The organism is Lewinella sp., from assembly GCF_050633125.1.
GTDB lineage: Bacteria > Bacteroidota > Bacteroidia > Chitinophagales > Saprospiraceae > Lewinella.
This window is the reverse complement of sequence record NZ_JBOEFX010000084.1, coordinates 1-16,430: the sequence shown is the minus strand read 5'-3', so window position 1 is coordinate 16,430 and position 16,430 is coordinate 1. Positions and strand designations below refer to the sequence as shown.

Genomic DNA, 16,430 nt, shown 5'->3' with positions numbered 1-16,430 from the left:
TCAAATCGTTTTTCTTAATCTAAATAATCGTCGATATGCGATCACTGATTTTTTGGATGCGCAGACTGTGATTTTCGGTGTCTTCTACGATATCGGCGATGATGTCACCAAGTTCAGAACAAGTACATTTGATTTTAGGCTTCAGGTCTTCCGTCCCTAGCCCTTTTTCCATTACTTGGGCTACGGCCTCTCTGACTTGCTCTGCTTCTTTGTGGAGTTCCAGGCTATCTAAAAGCATGGCTGCTGACAGAATGGTCGCCAAAGGGTTGGCACGATCTTCGCCAGCCGCCTCTGGATAAGAGCCGTGAATGGGCTCAAACAAGGAAGTATGGCTCCCTACAGAAGACGAGGGCAGCATACCCAGCGAGCCAGCTAATACACTGGATGCATCAGAAAGAATATCACCAAACATATTGCTGGTAATAATAACGTCGAATTGTGCCGGATAGAGGATGAGCTGCATAGCGGCGTTATCCACAAACATATAGTTGACCGTTACCTCAGGATACTCTGGGGCCATTTTTTGCACTACTTCCCGCCATAGTCGGCTTGATTCCAGTACATTGGCTTTGTCTACCAGCATGAGCTGCTTACGGCGGTTCATCGCTTCTTGGAAGCCGATCCGGGCAATACGCTCAATCTCGTATGCGGAATATGTACAGGTGTCAAAAGCCGTTAGCTTATCTTCACTTCTACCTCGTTCGCCAAAATAAATGCCGCCAGTCAGCTCCCGCACGATTAACATATCTACACCTTCTACGCGCTCTGGCCGCAAGGGACACAAATCACGCAAGCTGGGATAGATGGTTACAGGACGCAAGTTTGCGTACAAGCCCAGCGTCTTCCGCAGTTTCAACAACCCTTGCTCGGGACGTACTTTGGCACTGGGATCGTTATCGTATTTTGGATGGCCGATAGAGCCAAACAAAACAGCATCAGACTCTAAGCAGGTCGCTATGGTCTCTTCCGGCAGCGGGTCGCCGGTTTGATCAATAGCAATAGCCCCTACCAAGGCATGGCAGTATCTAAAGGTGTGACCATAGCGTTGGCCAACAGCATCTAGTACCTTTATAGCTTGAGCAACCACCTCTGGTCCTATTCCGTCTCCCGAAAGGACGGCAATTTTATACTTTTTCATAAGCTTCTATTTCTTCCTGCTGACTCAATAGGAAGTCGATGTCATCATAGCCTTTCAGAAGGCAATTCTTTTTGTAAGGATCAATGTCAAAAGTAGCACTGGCACCGTTGGCATCAATTTGAAAATTCTGATCTTCAAGAGAAACCGTAAAGGTAGCACCAGGGTCTTGTTCGATAGCCTGGAAAATTTGATCTAAAAAATCAGGACTTACCACTACTGGTAGAATACCATTATTCAAGGCATTACCACGGAATATATCCGCAAAAAAGCTGGAAACAACAACGCGCAACCCATAGTCGCCAATGGCCCAGGCAGCATGCTCGCGACTCGATCCACAGCCAAAGTTTTTTCCTGCCACAAGAATTTCCCCTCGGTAAGTAGGATTGTTGAGGACAAAATCCTTCTTGGGCTGGCCCTCGCGATCAAAACGCCAGTCACAGAAAAGGTTGTCACCGAATCCCTCCCGAGTGGTTGCTTTCAAAAAGCGCGCCGGAATAATCTGATCCGTATCCACATCCTCAATAGGAAGTGGAATGGCCGTGCTTTTTATAGTCGTAAATGCTTGCATAAACAATTTTTATATTGAATTCTGGTAGGTTTTGACAAAGTCAAAACCTACCAGAATCATGATTTAATCTTAAATGTCCTTATAATCTCTTATATGGTTCAAAATAAACCCCCTCCTTAGGTGGTTCAAATCCCTATCAAGCCAATACGCCCGCCTGTTTACTTACATCTACAATCTCACCTGCAATGGCAGCGGCAGCAGCAGTCAGTGGGCTTGCCAAGATAGTGCGTGCTCCGGGGCCTTGCCGTCCTTCGAAGTTGCGATTGCTGGTAGAAACACAGTACATGCCTGCGGGCACCTTGTCTTCGTTCATACCAAGGCATGCGGAGCAGCCCGCTTGACGAAACTCAAAACCAGCAGCGATGAATACCTTATCTAAGCCTTCCGCCTGCGCTTGTAGTGCTATTTGCTGCGAACCGGGTACAATCATAGCTTTGACATGGGAAGCGACTTTTTGCCCTTCAATTAAGGCAGCAGCCATCCGCAAGTCTTCCATGCGAGAATTGGTACAGGAACCGATAAACACATAATCAATGCGTTGGCCCAATAGCGACTGACCGGGCTGGACATCCATGTAGGTCAGTGATTTCTGAAAGGTTGCTTCACTTTCTCCGGCTTTAGCTTGCTCCGGAATCTGTGCCGCTACGCCCATCCCCATGCCAGGGTTGGTGCCGTAAGTGATCATGGGCTGAATGTCTTCGGCCCGGAAATTGTATTCTTTATCAAAAGTAGCTTCCGTGTCAGTGGGGAGGGATTTCCAATAGGCAAGTTGCTTGTCCCAATCTGCATCCTTAGGGGCAAATTCGCGGCCTTTTACATAAGCAAATGTAGTCTCGTCTGGTGCAATCAATCCTCCACGAGCGCCCATCTCAATACTCATATTGCAAATGGTCATCCGGCCTTCCATGCTGAGGTTGCGAATAGCAGAGCCCGCATACTCTACAAAGTAGCCAGTGCCTCCACCTACACCTAGTTGGGCAATAATATAGAGAATGATGTCTTTGGCGACAACCCCAGGTGCCAGTTCTCCATCAACGGAAATACGCATTTTCTTAGGCTTGCGCTGCAAGACGCACTGGGTGGCCATCACTTGTTCTACCTGGCTGGTTCCAATGCCGAAGGCAATACCACCAAAAGCACCGTGGGTACTGGTGTGGCTATCTCCGCAAACAATGGTCATACCGGGCAACGTAATACCCAGCTCAGGGCCAATAACATGGACAATACCTTGGTATTTGTGGCCCAACCCGTAAAGGTTGACGCCGAATTCGGCACAGTTCTGAGTAAGGGCATCTACCTGTTTCCGCGAAAGCGGCTCTTCAATAGGTAAATGCTGGTTGATAGTTGGTACGTTGTGATCAGCCGTAGCAATGGTTTGTGCTGGACGAAATACCGGCAATCCACGCTCACGAAGGCCAGCAAATGCTTGCGGACTGGTGACCTCGTGGATAAAGTGGCGATCGATGTACAAAATTTGTTGATCTCCTTCGATGGTTTTCACTACGTGGCGATCCCAAATTTTGTCAAACAAAGTCTTAGCCATTATTATTGGTTAGGTTTTTTTAATGAATACGAGGACTCAATGTCCTATCAGGAAGTACTATGCTGTTATCTGCTCGCGCTTAAGGATTTCTTCCAAATCCTCATCATTGACTTCCTTCTTGACGTCAGCAACTTGTACAAATTGGGCATAAGCAATGTCCAATTCTACTTTGCTCAGGTTGTGGCCGATGTTTTTAAAACGGTAGGCCAAGGCTGCACGGCCACTACGGGCGGTGAGCACAATCTTACTGGTATCAACACCCACTTCTTTGGGATCAATGATTTCGTAAGTATCCCTGCGCTTGATGACACCATCCTGGTGAATACCGCTAGAGTGAGCAAAAGCATTGGCTCCTACAATAGCTTTGTTAGGTTGTACTGGCATACCCATACTTTCACTCACCAAACGGCTGGTTTGGTTGAGTAACTTGGAATTGACCTTCGAGTCCAGGTTTAGATAAGGGTGCTGACGCATAATCATGACGACTTCTTCCAAGGAGGTATTGCCAGCTCTTTCGCCTACGCCATTAATGGTACATTCGATCTGCCGAGCGCCATGCTGAATGCCTGCAATGGAATTAGCAGTTGCCAGACCAAGGTCATTGTGGCAGTGGGTAGACAATACGACGTTTTCGATGCCTTTTACATTATCTCTGAGGAAAGCAATTTTTGCACCATATTCTTCGGGAAGGCAATAGCCTGTTGTATCTGGAATGTTCAGTACGGTAGCACCTGCTTTGATTACAGCTTCGCAAACTCGTGCAAGGTATTCGTTATCTGTGCGTCCTGCATCCTCTGCGTAGAATTCTATGTCTTCTACAAACTTCTTTGCATATTTTACAGCATGGATCGCCCGTTCCAGGATTTTATCCTGGGTAGAACGCAGCTTATGCTGGATATGAGATTGTGAAGTACCAATACCCGTATGAATACGCGGATGCTTGGCATAAACCAAAGCTTCTGCAGCTCGCTTGATGTCGGCGTCTACTGCTCTGGATAGGGCGCAAATACGGGCATTCTTAATCACTTTACTGATTTCAACTACGGAGTTGAAATCTCCGGGGCTTGAAATCGGGAAGCCAGCTTCGATGATATCTACCCCTAGGGCTTCCAGCTGTAGCGCAATTTCTATTTTTTGCGGAGTGGCTAATTTACAGCCAGGAACTTGCTCGCCATCGCGCAAGGTGGTGTCGAAGATAAAAATATGCTCTGTTGCCATAGGAATAGAAATAATTCTAAGTTTGTATGTTTGTATAATTCAAAGATATTTGGATATGGCTATCTTCGATAGTTAAAATAGTCAAGTAGTACAAGATGCTATTAGACTTGTTTTTGATTTAAAATATTGTTTATCAGGGGTTTAGTAAAGGTAAAATTACAATGCCAAAGCAGAAAACAGATGATTTACTCCAACTGATTCTTTCGCTAACCAGAGCAGAAAAGCGACACTTTCGTTTATTTGTTAAACGAAACCAGTCGTCTAATGATATTCTCTTTCTTCAGCTCTTTGATCATTTGGATAAACACCAGGAGTATGATGAGCCTACACTGCTAAAGAAAATACCGGATATTAAGAAGACTCAATTGAGTAATCTCAAAGCACATCTTTATAAGCAATTGCTTACTAGTCTGCGATTACTGAGTAAAAATTACAATGAAGATATTGAGATCAGAGAGGCTATTGATTATGCTCGGGTTCTCTATAATAAAGGCTTGTACCAGCAAGCGCTTGATATTTTGGATAAGGCAAAACAAAAAGCGCGCCTAGCTAAATTTGATACGCTAACGCTGGAAATTTTAGAATTTGAAAAAAGAATTGAAGGCCAGTATGTTACGGGGAGCATGGAAGGACGGGCAGATGCTTTGAGCCAAGAGGCGGCAGAGCTTACTGAGCTTTTACATCGTACGAATCAATTTTCCAACCTGAGTTTACAAATGTATGCTCTTTACCTAAAGGTGGGATACGTGCGCAATCAAAAAGAGTATGATTTTGCACAAGTAACTTTTGATGCACAACTTCCAAATGTTGATTATCACGAATTGGATTTCTGGAGCAAAGTTTATCATAGCAAAGCTCATTATTGGTATCACCACATGCGCCAGGATTTTCCGCAATGTTTCCGTTACAGTGAGCGTTGGCTAGCCTTGTTTGATGGTTCTCCGAATTCTATACGACTTCACCCTGCGGAATATCTAAAGGGCTTGCACAAGTTGTTGAATGCGCTCTTTAATACCTTGCAGTACCAGCGCTTTTGTGAAGTCATGCAAATATTGGAGGCTTTTCCTGACCAGTACGACATGAGCAAAAACAAGAATATAGAGGGCCTCTATTACTTGTTCTGGTATATTCATCAAATAAAATTCCACTTTTTACAAGGTACTTTTACCGAGGGAATTGTGTTGGTGGAACCACTCATGAAGATCATAGAGGAGGAAACTTATTACTGGGATAACCGCCGGGTATTGGTCTTTTATTACCGTATAGCCTGTCTTTATTTTGGTAGCGGAAATAACAGTAAAGCCATTGATTACCTCAATCTGATTATTAATCAGAAAAACCCTGATTACCGGGAAGACATTCAGAGTTTTGCTCGTATTCTTAATCTTATCGCCCACTTTGAATTAGGTAATCGCCAGTTGGTAGAGTATCAGGTGAAATCTGTCTACCGCTTCCTGGCTAAGCAGGAAGAACTGAATGAGGTTCAAAAAGAAATCTTTTTCTTTATTCGTAAGACACCTCGCATCAGGACGGATGAGCTGCATATAGAGTTTGTTCGCCTAAAAGATACCCTCTCCAAATTAGAAGGTAGACCATTTGTGCGCCGCCCTTTCCTTTATCTGGATATCATTTCGTGGCTGGAAAGCAAAATAGAGGGGATTCCGGTGCAAGAAGTTATCCGTCGGAAATTTATGGCGCGTGAGGAAAAAACGTAGAACAGTGAGCTGGGCTTTGCCGAAGGCATCCTCCAGAGCTGCCCGGCAGAAAATCGACTGGATATTGCAGAGTAACCAGCTATGCCAAAGTTCATATTACGTTTTCTGCCGATCAAAGCTACCTAACAGTTAGGTATATATTAGGGATTGTTGCTCTTTGGGAGGAGTAGAATTTGTCTAAGGAATTGGGGCGTTCTACATTTGAGCTACTATTTAGATTTAGTTTAAATAAAAGCAACCAAATGAATTTCCGTTTAATCACCCTACTTTCTTTGTTAAGTGTGACCACTTTTTTTGCCTGTGACGACGATGATCAAGGCCCTTCAATAAATGTACCTGATACTTACGAATTTTCTCGTAATAATGAATCTTCCGTTAGTTTTTCTGGCCAAACGGATCGTATCCTGATGGGAGAGGAGCTGATTGCGGCAATGAAGGATTTTTCCTTCACAGCTCAGCAGTTGCAGGATATGTATACAAACCCAGACGGTGTTGACCCCTTTGCCAATGCAGACTTGAATGCCTCAACCAAGAGTATCCAATCTAAAGTAGCTGCATCGGTTGATTATTTTTCTACCAATACTGTTGCTGCTGCGACCATTAAAGAAGATTTTACCAACTGGCTAAATGCGCAAGTCAGTGAAGTATTTCCTGCCAACCAACAACTTGCAACAGCTGGTACGCCTGGGCAAATTGCTGACGGTAGCAGTGTCCGTTACGTTAATGCACAAGGCCTAGAGTACAATCAAATGGTCAATAAAAGCCTTATTGGTGCTTTAATGATGGACCAGATGCTCAACAACTACCTCAGTACTGCGGTGCTAGACGAAGCAAGTAACCGTACGGAAAATGATAACGAAACGACCGTCGAAGGAGAAAGTTATACCAATATGGAACACAAGTGGGATGAAGCTTACGGTTACCTTTACGGTTTATCGGCCAACCCTGCTGAGCCTAATCTGACGATTGGTGATGATGATAATTTCCTTAACGAATATGTCGGTCGTGTTGCGAGTGATCCTGATTTTATGACCATCGCCGATGATATTTATGAAGCTTTCAAGCTGGGCAGAGCGGCCATCGTTGCCGGAGACTACAAGCTTCGTGATGAGCAAGCAGCCATTATTCGGGACCAGGTCTCTAAAGTAATTGCGGTTCGTGGAGTCTATTATTTGCAACAAGGCAAAAAAGCTTTAGAAACAACACCCGTTGCTTATGGTGGGGTGTTTCATGACTTGTCGGAAGCATACGGATTTATCTATAGCTTGCAGTTTTCCCGTCGTGGAGATGCTCAAACACCGTATTTTGATAACTCAGAAGTACAAGCTTTCTTGACCGACTTGCTGGGGGATGGAACCAATGGTTTGTGGGACGTAACACCTGCTACTATTGACGCTATTTCTACTGCTATTGCGACAGCTTTTGGTTTTGAAGTAGCGGAGGCTGCTGAGTAAAAAAGATTGGCATCTGCTGTAGCTATCCGGCGATTGGTTAAAGTTATTTTTTGACTTTAACCGATCGCCGGGTTTTGGGTTTTTAGAATTTTGAAAATAGTACCATGAAAAATTTATTATTACTCCTCCTTCTCACAATAACTGCTTTTTCTTGTGGAGAAGACGATAACGCCCAACCTAGTGACAACTTTGATCGGCAAGCGATGCTTACTCACTGGGCTGATAACATAATCATTCCCGGCTATGTGGCTTTTACAGCATCAACCACAGATTTGCAAGAAGCTGCTGATGCTTTTATCGCTAACCCGGAGTTGGGAACCTTGTCAGCGCTGCGTAGCGCCTGGGAAACTGCGTATCTGGACTGGCAAAAAGTAGCCATGTATGAAATTGGTAAAGCGGAAGAATTGCTTCTGACCAATAATCTCAACATCTACCCGGTCGATGTGGCGGCCTTGGATGCTAATATAAATAGCGGTACCTATAACCTGGAGTTACCTTCAACGAATGATCAGCAAGGTTTTCCGGCACTGGATTATTTGCTTTATGGCCTAGCTGATGAAGCAGCTGCATTGGTCAACTTATATGCTGATAATGAGAACTATCGTTTGTATCTGCGAGCAGTTGCGAATAGAATCAACACGCTTTCCCAAGCGGTATTGGACGATTGGACAGACCGCTACAGAGACGAATTTATTGCAAATGATGGCAACTCTGCTACCGCCTCTGTAGATCGTTTTGTGAACGACTACATTTTCTTCTACGAAAAACACTTGCGTGCAGGCAAAATAGGAATTCCTGCTGGCGTTTTTTCGGGCGCTCCTCTTGATAATACTGTAGAGGCCTACTACCGGCGCGACTTCTCCAAAGAATTGCTACTGGCCAGTTTTGATGCCGTCCAGGATTTTTTCAACGGGAAGTCTTTTGATGGGAGCAGCACTGGCCCTGGTTTAGCTGCTTACCTTACGGAGTTGAATGCCGAAAAAAATGGCTTGCCGCTAGCGGAAGTCATCAACGAACAGTTCAACCTAACTCGCGTACAGGCAGCGTTGCTGGCCGATGATTTTACGGAACAAATAGCCACCGACAATGCGGTTATGTTGGCCACCTATGATCAGTTACAAATCAATGTGATTAACCTCAAGGTGGACATGCTGCAAAAGCTGAATATCAACGTTGATTATGTCGATGCCGATGGGGATTAAGGAAAGGCTATCGACTTATTTTCAATCTACTACGAGTGCTGCTCCGCTGGCTGTTTTTCGGATCTTTTTTGGCATTTTAATGCTGATTAGTCTGGCTCGCTTCGCTGCATTAGGCTGGATTGAAAAGTTGTACTTGGAGCCATCGTTTCATTTTACTTTTTACGGTTTTGGTTGGGTCAAACCATTGGGCGGGTATACTTACCTGCTCTTTGTGCTTTGTGGGCTAGCAGCATTGATGATCACTTTGGGGTACCGCTACCGACTGGCAGTGGCTGTCTTTTTCTGTTCGTTTACCTACATCGAGTTGATGGATAAAACGACTTACCTCAATCATTACTACTTTGTTAGCGTAATGAGTTTTTTGCTGTTTTTTCTACCAGCTGCTGCTTATTACTCGTTGGATGTGCGCCGAAAGTCGGAGCCAGCGCCGTTGGTGCCTCGCTGGTCAATTGATGCAATTAAGCTCTTACTGGCTATCGTCTACTTTTATGCAGGCCTGGCTAAGCTTAATTCAGATTGGCTTTTGGAGGCCAAACCACTCCGTATTTGGTTGGCTACCAAAGACAGTATTCCCTTGATTGGGAGTTTGTTAAAGGAAACCTGGGTGGCCTATGCCTTTAGCTGGTCCGGGGCTTTTTATGATCTGTTTATCCCTTTTTTGTTGTGGTATCGACCCACCAGAGGCTTGGCGTTTGTAGCGGTAGTGATTTTTCATTTACTTACGCGAATTCTCTTTCCCATCGGCATGTTTCCTTATATCATGATAGTGAGTACTTTGATCTTTTTTGGGCCAGCAGTTCACGAAAGAATATTGAGAGCAATCACTAGGCTAGGGGAGTGGCTGGGAATGGTGCCAGTTTCTTCAAGCGTCTCCAAAGTCCCTCTACCCTCTAGCCATAGTGGCGATGCAATCGCCACGAATCCCTCTACCCTTAAGATTGGCATTCTCACCTGCTTCTTCGCGCTGCAACTATTGATTCCCTTCCGCTATCAGCTCTACCCAGGCGAGCTGTTTTGGACAGAGCAGGGCTTCCGTTTTTCCTGGCGAGTGATGCTTATGGAAAAAGCAGGGTATGCCCAATTCAAAGTTGTAGATGGGGAGTCGGGCCGCCAGTTCTACGTAGACAACAGTGAGTTCCTCAACCCTTTTCAGGAGAAGCAAATGGCTTTTCAGCCGGATTTTATCCTGGAATATGCACATTATCTGGCGGAAACTTATCGAGAGAGAGGTCTCAAGTCACCGCAAGTATACGTAGAGAGCTACGTGGCGCTCAATGGCCGTGGTAGTCAACCTTTTGTTGATCCTACCGTTGATCTGGCACAAGTTGAAATTTCTTTAAAGCATAAAAACTGGCTGTTGCCTTTTAGTGATGAAATCAAAGGATTTTAACCTTCATCATATTCTCTCTTTGGAGGCTGTTTATAAATATGTATCTGATAAATAATTATCTAAATGTATCTACTTGGTAATCAGATTTTAAAAAACCTCTGCGCCTCTGCGCCTCTGCACGAGACAACTTATTTTGGACGCATTCTCTCTTTGGGCTTGCTGCTTTGTTGCTTGCTGGCCGGAAATTTGTATGGACAACACTCCTTTAGTGGGCGCGTAATAAACGCGGCTACTGACGAACCCATCATAGGTGCAGAACTATTCATTTCAGGTATAAGTAGGACAGCGGTTACAGATCGAAAAGGGACTTTTACCATTACTGAATTACCGAATGACACCTACACGGTTTACCTTTTTTTAGAAGGATACAATACCATTGAAGAGCAGCTGGTGGTCAAAGATCAGGATGTTGTGCAAGATTTCCGTCTAACAGACCTACAAGTGCAACTTTCGGCAGTAGTCGTACGTGAAGAACAGGAACGCATCTACGCCCTCAAGCGCTTGCGAGCGGTAGAAGGGACGGCCATTTACGCGGGCAAAAAGACAGAAGTTATCCTGCTGGAGCAATTGACAGTCAACGCGGCAGCCAACAACGCCCGCCAAATCTACGGCCAGGTAAGTGGACTGAATATCCAGGAAGCCAACGACGCTGGCCTACAACTCAATATTGGCGGGCGTGGCCTGGATCCTAACCGCTCCGCCAGCTTCAATACCCGGCAAAATGGCTACGATATCAGTGCCGATGTACTAGGCTACCCCGAGAGTTACTACACCCCGCCAGCAGAGGCTTTGGGAGAGATTCAAATTATTCGTGGTGCGGCCTCTTTACAGTATGGTACCCAGTTTGGAGGGCTCGTGAATTTTGTTTTCAAAAAGCCATCCTCTGAAAAAATTGCACTAACCAGCCGACAAACCGTAGGTTCCTTTGGTCTGCGAACCACCTTCAATAGCTTGTCTGGCACCTTGGGGAAGTTCAGTTATTACACCTTTTATAACTATAAACAAGGAGACGGCTTTCGGGACAACGCCGATTTTAAATCCCATAATTTCTATGCTCATCTAGGCTACCAGTTTACACCCAAAACTAAGCTTGCCCTAGAAGTGACCTACCTTGATTACCTGGCGCATCAGGCGGGAGGCTTGACGGATGCTCAGTTTTACCGCGATCCTGCCTTTAGCAACCGTACCCGCAATTGGTTTGCCGTCGATTGGTTATTGTATGCGCTGCGATTGAATCACAAGTTTTCGGTCAATACCGATCTTTCTGTCCAGTTTTTTGGATTAGATGCCAGCCGTAAGGCGGTAGGTTTTCGTACCAATCGGGTGAGTCAGGTAGATGACCTTTCCGCTCCGCGTGATTTGCTGATCGGTGAATTCAACAACTGGGGCGTAGAAACCCGCTTACTGAATCGTTATAAAATCGGTAGTCGTGATGCTGTTTTTCTGATTGGCAATAAATACTATCATTCCACCAACGAAGCTTTTCAAGGCCCCGGTACTAATGGTAGCGATGCTGATTTTCTGTCTGCTCTGGAGGAGTTTCCTACTTATGACGCGCAGTCAGACTTTACTTTCCCCAACCGCAACCTGGCATTTTTTATTGAAAATATCTTTTACTTACGTGAAAACCTCTCCTTGACACCCGGCTTGCGCTATGAATACATCCACACCCGCAGTGAGGGCGGTTTTCGGGCTATTGATCGCGATCTGGCAGGTAATCCCATCCGTGATCAATACTTTGAAGACAACCGAGATTTTGCACGTAATATCTTCCTCGCTGGGCTAGGGCTTAGTTATAAACCACAACCCAATACGGAATGGTATCTCAATTTCTCCCAAAATTTTCGCTCCGTCACTTTCTCTGATATCCGCGTTGTAAACCCTTCCGATCAGGTAGACCCCAATATCAGCGATGAGCGTGGCTTTACTGCGGATATTGGCTGGCGCGGCCGTTTGGAGAAGGTAGCTTTCGAGATCGGTGGCTTTGGCTTGTTGTACGACGATCGGTTGGGTGCTGTGCTGCGGCCTCGTACGCGTGTCACCGCTGAAGGTGTGACAATAGAAGTCCCCGGCCCACCAGTACGCTGGCGGGGCAATATCGGGCAAGCTTTCATCTTTGGCCTCGAAGGCCTACTGGATTGGAACTTACTGGGCACTTTCTCACAAGAAAATAAACCAGAAGCACAGCTAAACTATTTCATCAACCTGGCCCTTACGCACTCGGAATATTTTGCTTCCAAAATCCCCAACGTAGCAGGTAAGCGGGTGGAGTTTATGCCAGCTGTCAATGTGAAGACTGGCTTGCGTTTTGGTTATAAAAACCTGCTGGGGTCTCTCCAATACACCTACCTCTCTGAGCAGTATACCGATGCAACCAATGCTCCACAAAATAAGCAAGATAACCTCAGCGGTATCATTGGTTCTATTCCTGCTTACAGTATTTTAGATATGAGCCTGTCTTACCGTTTTTGCAAATGGTTGAAAGTGGAAGCCAACGTAAACAACTTGCTGAATAACAGCTACTTTACCCGGCGCACTACAGGCTACCCCGGGCCGGGAATTATCCCTTCTGCGCCGAGGGCTTATGTGGCGACTTTGGTGATGGAGTTTTAATGACAGTACGGGATACGGCAATTGTGATCAAGATTACTGAATTAAGGCGTTTTCTTCCCCAGCTTTGTTGAAAATAAAAGCTTTATGGGAGAAAGTAACACCTTATTGTACGTGATCGCCACGATTGTTATCCTGCACATCGTAGCGGGTATTGGATTTTTGATTTACAAGATCGGTACCGCCCCCGCTGTTGATCGTTCTAAGGAAGAGGAGGAAGGATTGGAATAGGGTAAATTCATGAATTTACCCGCCGACCAGGTTAAATTCACAAATTTAACACGCAGAGACGACCAACCCAACCATTCAACAAATAAACCCCTAAACAAAAAGCCCCCCACGCCAAAGCGTAGAGGGCTAATTTTTTTATGGGGGTAAAGCTACGAATCCTCGCGGCTCAACGCCATGATTTTTACATCATGCCGCCCATTCCACCCATGCCGCCAGGCATACCACCAGGCATACCGCCGCCGCCTTCTGGTTCAGGCTTATCGTTGATGACACACTCGGTCGTCAGTACCATACCAGCGATAGAAGACGCATTCTCCAAAGCAATACGAGTAACTTTGGTTGGGTCAATTACCCCTGCTTTCTTCAGGTCTTCAAACACATCGGTACGAGCATTGTAGCCGTAGCTGCCTTTGCCGTTGCTTACGTTCTGTAGAATCACACTACCTTCTACACCAGCGTTGTCCGAAATGGTGCGTAGAGGAGATTCGAGTGATTTACGAACGATATTGATACCAATGGTCTGGTCTTCGTTGTCGCCTTTCATACCTTCCAGTGAAGAGATGGCACGTACAAGCGCAACACCACCACCAGCAACGATGCCTTCTTCTACCGCTGCGCGGGTAGCGTGGAGCGCATCATCTACACGGTCTTTCTTTTCTTTCATCTCTACTTCGGTAGGCGCGCCTACGTAAAGTACAGCTACACCACCAGACAACTTAGCAAGACGCTCCTGGAGCTTCTCACGATCGTAATCAGAGGTGGTAGACTCGATTTGAGCTTTGATCTGATTGATCCGAGCTGTAATCAAATCATCAGTACCAGCACCGTCTACGATGGTGGTATTGTCTTTGTCAACGGTGATCTTCTCCGCCTGACCAAGGTGCTCCAGCTCTACGCTGTCTAGCTTGTAGCCTTTCTCTTCGCTGATCACGGTACCGCCAGTCAATACAGCGATGTCTTCCAACATTGCTTTACGACGATCACCAAAACCAGGAGCCTTAACAGCAACGATCTTCAACTGTGCGCGTAGGCGGTTGACAACCAATACGCCTAATGCCTGACTTTCGATATCCTCGGCAATCACCAATAGTGGGCGACCAGCTTGTACAACTTTTTCTAGAATTGGAACGATATCCTGCATATTGCTGATCTTCTTGTCGTGGATCAGAATGTAAGGATTATCATACTCTGTGATCATGTTTTCAGCATCGGTCACGAAGTAAGGAGACAAGTAGCCGCGGTCAAACTGCATACCCAATACTTCCTCTACGTAAGTGTCAGTACCTTTTGCTTCTTCTACCGTGATCACACCGTCCTTGCTTACGCGCTTCATAGCGTCAGCGATGAGGGTACCAATCTCGTTATCGTTATTAGCAGAAATTGATGCTACTTGCTTGATTTTCTCGAAGTCATCACCAATTACTTCGCTCTGTTCCTTCAGGTTGGCAATAACAGCTTTCACTGCCTTGTCCATACCGCGCTTCAGGTCCATTGGGTTAGCACCTGCAGTAACATTCTTCAAACCTGCACCGATCATAGCCTGTGCCAAAACAGTGGCAGTAGTCGTACCATCACCCGCAATATCAGCGGTTTTGCTGGCTACTTCCTTTACCATCTGAGCGCCCATATTTGCTACGGCGTCTTCCAGTTCGATCTCTTTGGCAACGGTTACACCATCCTTGGTGATTTGTGGTGCGCCAAAGCTTTTCTGAATAACAACGTTACGACCTTTAGGTCCTAGCGTTACTTTTACTGCGTTCGCCAGGGCATCTACGCCATTGCGTAGTTTCTCCCGTGCTTCTCTGTCAAAGCTAATTTCCTTAGCCATATCTATAATGTGTTTTGAATTTTTTTTGGAAAAATCTGAGCATTAGCAAGCAAACAGGTAGCAAAACCGGTTTCTAATACCAATGATCTCGAAGTTTGATGTGAGCGTTGTTAAAAGCTTACAGAATGATCAGAACGTCGTCTTCGCGCATGATGAGGTAGTCCTCGCCTTCGAAGTTGATTTCCTGGCCAGCGTATTTGCCGTAGAGAACGACATCGCCGATTTGTACGGTCATCAAGTTGCCGTCCTTACCAGGACCAACTGCTACAACCTCGCCACGCTGGGGCTTTTCCTTGGCTGTATCCGGAATAATGATACCACCTTTAGTGGTTTCCTCTGCCGTAGCTGGCTTGATCACTACTCGGTCGTTGATGGGCTTCATAAATGAATAAGTTTGATTATCGATTGAAATAATTTATTAATTGGGAAGTTGCCATGATGACAACACCGATCTATTAGCATAATACGTGCCAAATACGCCTAAGCTGACAAAGCGACAGTTTGACGGTAAATGCGGCAGAGGTTTGCAATTTTGACCGTGAAATTTTGACAGGACACTATGTGGTAAGGAGGTGTTTTTGGGCGCTCCCCTGCGGGTCAGGCTATCCGCTCTTATGTGCTCGTGCCTGGCAGCACTGCGCGCATACCGCTTCTATCCTTAGCGCATTTCTTGGGGGCTGCTAGTAGGTTCCCCGTCATTTATGCCGGGGTCGACTTGCAAAGTCGGGGTAGAAAACGGCTCCGCTAGAGGGACCGATTATCAGCGCCTGGGGAGGATGTGAGGCTGCTTTGGTTATGATTGATTTCACCTGGCGCCACAAAAAAAGCCTGACCGAAGATTCGATCAGGCTTTTTATGCTTGTGACGAGTAGGCTTAGAGGCCCATCGCGTCAGTTGCAGAGCTATCTGCTACCAGTGAAGTGATAATACACAGCGCGAATAGTGCAATAGCCAAGTACCAAGTTACCTTTTCAATGAAGTCCGTAGACTTGGCAGCACCAAATACCTGGTTAGCTGAACTACCACCGAAAGTAGAATCAATTCCACCTCCTTTGGGGTTTTGAATGAGAACGGCTCCCATCAGTAACAAGCATACCAGAGCGGTCAGAATTGTTAATCCGGTGATCATATATTATTGTTTTAGTTTCAGTTCTTCAATTGTGGCCGCAAAGTAACGGCTTTTTTCTGGATATAACAAGCTTAAACGTTCATAGATTTTTATGGCTTTGCGGTACTGCCCCTGACGGGTCAGTAGCTTGGCCAGGGTTTCCGAAGCAAGGTTAGCCTGGTCCTGTACACTCTGCTTGGCCATCTCCTTTGCTTTTGCAGGGTTTTCCTCTTCTTTAATACTCCGCAAAGACCGTTGGCGAAGCTTGTCCCAGCGGCTTCCGGGGCCTTTACGTTGGCGTTGCCAGCTGGCAAAATTTTCTTTCGCTTTTGGCGCCAAAGGTGTACCTCCTAGTAGCGACCCGCTGATGAGCGTCTGGAGGAGAGAAGCAGAGATTTCAAATTCGGAATTGGGAGGTGGGAGGT

The 16,430-nt window shown here is 45.9% G+C and carries 13 protein-coding genes and 1 pseudogene; 6 read left to right on the top strand and 8 right to left on the bottom strand.

The annotated features are described in order from the left end of the window. Positions 1-19: 19 nt before the first annotated feature. The 4 genes from leuB to ACRBG0_RS18475 form a co-directional block, all read right to left on the bottom strand. Positions 20-1,138, bottom strand: a complete 1,119-nt coding sequence (leuB, locus tag ACRBG0_RS18490) for a 3-isopropylmalate dehydrogenase (protein WP_431488344.1) — start codon at positions 1,136-1,138, stop codon at positions 20-22. After that, positions 1,125-1,706, bottom strand: coding sequence for a 3-isopropylmalate dehydratase small subunit (leuD, locus tag ACRBG0_RS18485; RefSeq protein ID WP_431488343.1), 582 nt, complete (start codon positions 1,704-1,706; stop codon positions 1,125-1,127). The genes leuB and leuD overlap by 14 nt, the downstream gene beginning before the upstream one ends. 136 nt (positions 1,707-1,842) lie before the next feature. Continuing rightward, positions 1,843-3,249: a 3-isopropylmalate dehydratase large subunit gene (leuC, locus tag ACRBG0_RS18480; RefSeq protein WP_431488342.1), complete on the bottom strand. Its 1,407-nt coding sequence runs from the start codon at positions 3,247-3,249 to the stop codon at positions 1,843-1,845. A gap of 57 nt (positions 3,250-3,306) precedes the next feature. Continuing rightward, positions 3,307-4,467, bottom strand: a complete 1,161-nt coding sequence (locus ACRBG0_RS18475; protein WP_431488341.1) for a 2-isopropylmalate synthase — start codon at positions 4,465-4,467, stop codon at positions 3,307-3,309. A 161-nt stretch (positions 4,468-4,628) separates the two neighbouring features. On the opposite strand from ACRBG0_RS18475, the gene ACRBG0_RS18470 reads away from it, so the two are divergent. From ACRBG0_RS18470 to ACRBG0_RS18445, 6 genes are all read left to right on the top strand, one after another. Beyond that, the gene (locus tag ACRBG0_RS18470; protein WP_431488340.1) at positions 4,629-6,182 is read left to right on the top strand and encodes a hypothetical protein; all 1,554 of its coding nucleotides are present in this window, start codon (positions 4,629-4,631) and stop codon (positions 6,180-6,182) included. A gap of 242 nt (positions 6,183-6,424) precedes the next feature. After that, entirely contained in the window at positions 6,425-7,636 is a 1,212-nt protein-coding gene (locus tag ACRBG0_RS18465) for a DUF4856 domain-containing protein (protein WP_431488339.1), read from the top strand. 104 nt (positions 7,637-7,740) lie between these two features. Then, positions 7,741-8,838 carry an imelysin family protein gene (locus tag ACRBG0_RS18460; protein WP_431488338.1) on the top strand — a complete coding sequence of 366 codons (1,098 nt, stop codon included), beginning with the start codon at positions 7,741-7,743 and terminating at the stop codon, positions 8,836-8,838. Then, on the top strand, positions 8,816-10,228 hold the full coding sequence (locus ACRBG0_RS18455) for an HTTM domain-containing protein (protein WP_431488337.1): 1,413 nt from the start codon (positions 8,816-8,818) through the stop codon (positions 10,226-10,228). The genes ACRBG0_RS18460 and ACRBG0_RS18455 overlap by 23 nt, the downstream gene beginning before the upstream one ends. A 63-nt stretch (positions 10,229-10,291) precedes the next feature. After that, entirely contained in the window at positions 10,292-12,841 is a 2,550-nt protein-coding gene (locus ACRBG0_RS18450; protein ID WP_431488336.1) for a TonB-dependent receptor domain-containing protein, read from the top strand. Between the two features lie 84 nt (positions 12,842-12,925). Then, on the top strand, positions 12,926-13,069 hold the full coding sequence (locus tag ACRBG0_RS18445) for a hypothetical protein (protein WP_431488335.1): 144 nt from the start codon (positions 12,926-12,928) through the stop codon (positions 13,067-13,069). Between the two features lie 181 nt (positions 13,070-13,250). Here ACRBG0_RS18445 and groL read toward each other — a convergent pair whose 3' ends face one another. The 4 genes and pseudogenes from groL to ACRBG0_RS18425 form a co-directional block, all read right to left on the bottom strand. Next, positions 13,251-14,897: a chaperonin GroEL gene (gene groL / locus ACRBG0_RS18440; protein WP_431488334.1), complete on the bottom strand. Its 1,647-nt coding sequence runs from the start codon at positions 14,895-14,897 to the stop codon at positions 13,251-13,253. Positions 14,898-15,015: 118 nt separating this feature from the next. Next, entirely contained in the window at positions 15,016-15,279 is a 264-nt protein-coding gene (locus ACRBG0_RS18435) for a co-chaperone GroES (RefSeq protein ID WP_020534183.1), read from the bottom strand. Between the two features lie 492 nt (positions 15,280-15,771). After that, positions 15,772-16,026 carry a preprotein translocase subunit SecG gene (secG, locus tag ACRBG0_RS18430; protein ID WP_020534185.1) on the bottom strand — a complete coding sequence of 85 codons (255 nt, stop codon included), beginning with the start codon at positions 16,024-16,026 and terminating at the stop codon, positions 15,772-15,774. 3 nt (positions 16,027-16,029) lie between these two features. Beyond that, positions 16,030-16,430: pseudogene (locus ACRBG0_RS18425) on the bottom strand (hypothetical protein); the annotation flags it as partial.

Bases quoted from the DNA above. Each gene is read 5' to 3' on its own strand.
- secG (WP_020534185.1), bottom strand. From the start codon at position 16,026: ATGATCACCGGATTAACAATTCTGACCGCTCTGGTATGCTTGTTACTG.
- leuD (WP_431488343.1), bottom strand. From the start codon at position 1,706: ATGCAAGCATTTACGACTATAAAAAGCACGGCCATTCCACTTCCTATT.
- ACRBG0_RS18445 (WP_431488335.1), top strand. From the start codon at position 12,926: ATGGGAGAAAGTAACACCTTATTGTACGTGATCGCCACGATTGTTATC.
- ACRBG0_RS18450 (WP_431488336.1), top strand. From the start codon at position 10,292: ATGTATCTACTTGGTAATCAGATTTTAAAAAACCTCTGCGCCTCTGCG.
- ACRBG0_RS18465 (WP_431488339.1), top strand. From the start codon at position 6,425: ATGAATTTCCGTTTAATCACCCTACTTTCTTTGTTAAGTGTGACCACT.
- ACRBG0_RS18470 (WP_431488340.1), top strand. From the start codon at position 4,629: ATGCCAAAGCAGAAAACAGATGATTTACTCCAACTGATTCTTTCGCTA.
- groL (WP_431488334.1), bottom strand. From the start codon at position 14,897: ATGGCTAAGGAAATTAGCTTTGACAGAGAAGCACGGGAGAAACTACGC.
- ACRBG0_RS18455 (WP_431488337.1), top strand. From the start codon at position 8,816: ATGTCGATGCCGATGGGGATTAAGGAAAGGCTATCGACTTATTTTCAA.
- ACRBG0_RS18460 (WP_431488338.1), top strand. From the start codon at position 7,741: ATGAAAAATTTATTATTACTCCTCCTTCTCACAATAACTGCTTTTTCT.
- leuC (WP_431488342.1), bottom strand. From the start codon at position 3,249: ATGGCTAAGACTTTGTTTGACAAAATTTGGGATCGCCACGTAGTGAAA.
- ACRBG0_RS18435 (WP_020534183.1), bottom strand. From the start codon at position 15,279: ATGAAGCCCATCAACGACCGAGTAGTGATCAAGCCAGCTACGGCAGAG.
- leuB (WP_431488344.1), bottom strand. From the start codon at position 1,138: ATGAAAAAGTATAAAATTGCCGTCCTTTCGGGAGACGGAATAGGACCA.
- ACRBG0_RS18475 (WP_431488341.1), bottom strand. From the start codon at position 4,467: ATGGCAACAGAGCATATTTTTATCTTCGACACCACCTTGCGCGATGGC.